We start from the raw sequence: 3,639 nt of genomic DNA, 5'->3' as shown, positions 1-3,639 counted from the left end.
ATACTAATAAAAAGTTTTTAGTTGCTAATATTTATAATTTTTGTGAGCTGATTTTCTTATTTTATTGACTTTTTAGTGGTGCACTTTTGCGTGCCTATGGTGGTGCACTTTTACTTTCTTATTGACAATTAATACTTACATACACAGAATATAAGAAACTTAGTTTAGATTTTGCTTTATCTACACAGCCTCTTACTATGCTTTATCAATTAGTAATGTATTGGGTCGATAACTTTAAAGCAATTACTCTTGAATATGATGATTATTTTGTGGCTAGAGTTATTGGTGGTATTTTAGTTCCAATGATAATAATAGGATCTTTTACGTGGAAATTTAGAAAAGCTATATATGAGTTAAGGCCATATAGAAAGAAAGAATCTGTGCATGGAGATGCAAGATGGGCAACTGAAGAAGATATTAAAAAAGCCAATCTAAGAGTTAAAAAAGGTATGTTACTTGGAGAAGACAAAAAGGGTTATTTGATTTCTGAAGGATACCAACATACACTACTATTTGCTCCAACTGGTTCAGGTAAAGGTGTGGGTTTTGTAATACCAAATTTGCTTTTTTGGGAAGAATCTTTGGTTGTGCATGATATTAAGCTTGAAAACTATGAATTAACTTCTGGCTGGCGAGCAAAAATGGGGCAGCAGGTTTTTGTTTGGAGTCCTGCAAATCCAGATGGTGATACTCATTGTTATAATCCAATTGATTGGGTGAGCAAAAAACCAGGGCAGATGGTGGATGACGTTCAGAAGATAGCAAGTCTTATCATGCCGGAAAAAGAGTTTTGGAATAATGAAGCGCGTTCACTGTTTGTTGGAGTGGTTTTATATTTAATTGCTGATAAGAACAAAGTAAAATCGTTTGGTGAAGTAGTTAGAACTATGAGGAGCGATGACGTAGTATACAACTTAGCTGTGGTGTTAGATACAATGGGTAATGAAATACACCCTGTTGCATATATGAATATTGCCGCATTTCTTCAAAAAGCAGATAAAGAAAGGTCTGGTGTAATTTCTACTATGAACTCGAACCTAGAACTTTGGTCTAACCCGTTGATTGATACAGCCACTGCCTCTAGTGATTTTAATGTTTTGGAATTTAAAAAGAAGCTTACTACGGTTTATGTTGGTTTAACACCTGATAACTTAAAGCGACTCCAGCCGCTAATGCAGGTATTTTATCAGCAAGCAACAGAATTTTTGTCCCGAAAACTTCCTGGCGATGATGAGCCATATGGTGTAATGTTTATGATGGATGAGTTCCCCACTCTCGGAAAGATGGAGCAATTCATGACAGGTATTGCTTATTTTTGTGGTTATCATGTTAGGTTATTTCTAATTATCCAAGATACCCAGCAACTTAAGGGAATTTATGAGGAACACGGGATGAACTCATTTTTGTCCAACTCCACATACAGGATTACTTTTGCTGCAAACAACTATGAGACAGCAAATTTAATTTCGCAACTTTGTGGCAATAAAACTGTTGAACAGATATCACAAAATAAACCGAAGTTTTTGGATTTTAACCCAGCTTCTAGATCACTCAGTGTATCGAACACTCAAAGAGCACTGTTGCTACCACAAGAAGTTATTAATTTACCACGTGATGAGCAAATATTATTGATAGAGTCCAGCCCTCCTATAAAATCAAATAAGATTAAATATTATAGCGACAGCTTCTTTAAAAAAAGGTTATTACCTCCAATCCCAATACCTAAGCAAGAACCTTTTGACATGGAAAAATTAAGAGCTAGCTTTGCGGGGAATAAGAATAAGGAAGAAAAACAAAATAATCCACAGGAAGAACAGAAAATGGTCACTGAAAACCCACAACAACAAGCTGCTACTAATAATAAAGTGGACGATGAGGTATTTAATTCTTGATGGATATCAACAAGATTTTAAGCTCTATTAATGGAATTGAAGATAATTCAAACAATGTAGAGAAAGATTTTATCTTTTTTGCATTAAGTGGGTTTAATACAAGTGGTGAAAAGTATATTGACCAGGCAATTAAAAATGGAGCTAGGTATATAGTAATTGACCAAAATTCAAATGTGGATGTTAGGCAAGATAATGTAAAAATTTTAAAAGTCGAAAATCCACGAAAATTTTTGAGTCAGATATTATCTTTGTATTATAGGGAGAAGCCAGAAAATATAGTGGCTGTAACTGGTACAAATGGAAAAACTTCTGTTGTAAATTTTTATCAACAAATATGCCACTTATTAAATTTTAAAAGTGCATCAATTGGTACATTAGGGGTTATTGATTCTGATAACCAATTTGAGCCTAAGGGCGCCCCTAGCCTTACATCTCCATCTTCCCTAGAATTAAATAAACTTTTGACAAAACTTAATGAAAAAAAAATTACTCATGTCGCACTTGAAGCATCTAGCCATGGTATATACCAACATAGAATCGATTACTTGAACTTCAAAGCGGTTGGATTTACAAATTTTTCACAAGATCATTTAGATTATCACAAAACACTACAAGAGTATTTTAAGGCTAAATTACGAATTTTCAGTGAAGTTTTAGAAAGTGGTAAATATGCTGTTTTGAACACTGATATTGATGAATTTGATATTCTTAATCAAACATGTAAAAATCGTGATATAAGGGTAATTGAATACGGAAAAAAAGCTAAGGATTTACAAATTTTATGTAGTAATGATAGTGAGTGGAAGGTGAAAGTTTTTGGAAAGATATATTCACTTGATTCAAAAATTAAAGGAGAATTTCAGCTATATAATATTTTATGCTCCATAGGTCTTGCCATAGCATGTGAATTGCCTATTAGTAGTGTGATGAACATAATAAATAGACTTAAGGCAGCAAGAGGTCGTCTTGAACTAGCAAGAAGTTATAATGGTAGAGAGGTATATATAGATTATGCACATACTCCTGACTCTCTAAAAACTGTTCTACAAACTCTAAGAAAAACGTGCAGGGGAAAGCTTCACGTGTTATTTGGTTGTGGCGGACAAAGAGATGCTGGTAAAAGAGGATTAATGGGTGGTATTGCAGACGAACTTGCTGATTATGTAATTGTTACTGATGATAATCCTAGGGAAGAAAATGCCAGCTTCATACGGCAACAAATTTTAAAATTTTGTCCTAAAGGAAAGGAAGTTGATGGAAGAGCGAATGCAATTAAATTTGCCATGGACAACTTGAGAGATAATGATATTTTGGTTATCGCAGGTAAGGGACATGAGGATTATCAACTCATAGGAAAAAATAAGATACACTTTAGCGATTTTGAAGAAGTTGCAAATTTTAATAAAAATATTAGCTAGTTTTGAAATGAACCCTAAAACACGGAGTGAAAATTAAGCATTTTTATACAATTTTCAGTGTAGCATTTCAAAATTATTAGAGTATAGTTAATTTTAACAACTTACTCCTTAGGCAGAGGTGCGTTTTTAATCTAAAGGGCACAGTCAAGTTAAAAATAGAATAAAATTCTGATATTGAATAAAAGATTATAAAATTGTAGGGTTTAAAAAAATAAATATCAAAAAAGATGAAGGGCACACCAAACAGACATAGATATCCAATGATGATAATAGGACAGGCGATATGGCAATATCATAGATTTAATCAGAGCTATCGTGATGTGAGAGAG

2 protein-coding genes are annotated in these 3,639 nt (G+C 33.3%); both read left to right on the top strand.

The window, feature by feature from the left end; genetic code table 11:
- The first annotated feature begins 197 nt into the window (after positions 1-197).
- Positions 198-1,892: a type IV secretory system conjugative DNA transfer family protein gene (locus L8D11_RS04110; RefSeq protein ID WP_410519503.1), complete on the top strand. Its 1,695-nt coding sequence runs from the start codon at positions 198-200 to the stop codon at positions 1,890-1,892.
- Positions 1,892-3,310 carry a UDP-N-acetylmuramoyl-L-alanyl-D-glutamate--2,6-diaminopimelate ligase gene (locus L8D11_RS04105; RefSeq protein WP_236870405.1) on the top strand — a complete coding sequence of 473 codons (1,419 nt, stop codon included), beginning with the start codon at positions 1,892-1,894 and terminating at the stop codon, positions 3,308-3,310. The genes L8D11_RS04110 and L8D11_RS04105 overlap by 1 nt, the downstream gene beginning before the upstream one ends.
- The last annotated feature ends 329 nt before the right edge of the window (positions 3,311-3,639 follow it).

This window comes from Candidatus Bandiella numerosa (genome assembly GCF_021811875.1).
Lineage (GTDB): Bacteria > Pseudomonadota > Alphaproteobacteria > Rickettsiales > Midichloriaceae > Aquirickettsia > Aquirickettsia numerosa_A.
This window is presented reverse-complemented; position numbering and strand designations above follow the sequence as displayed.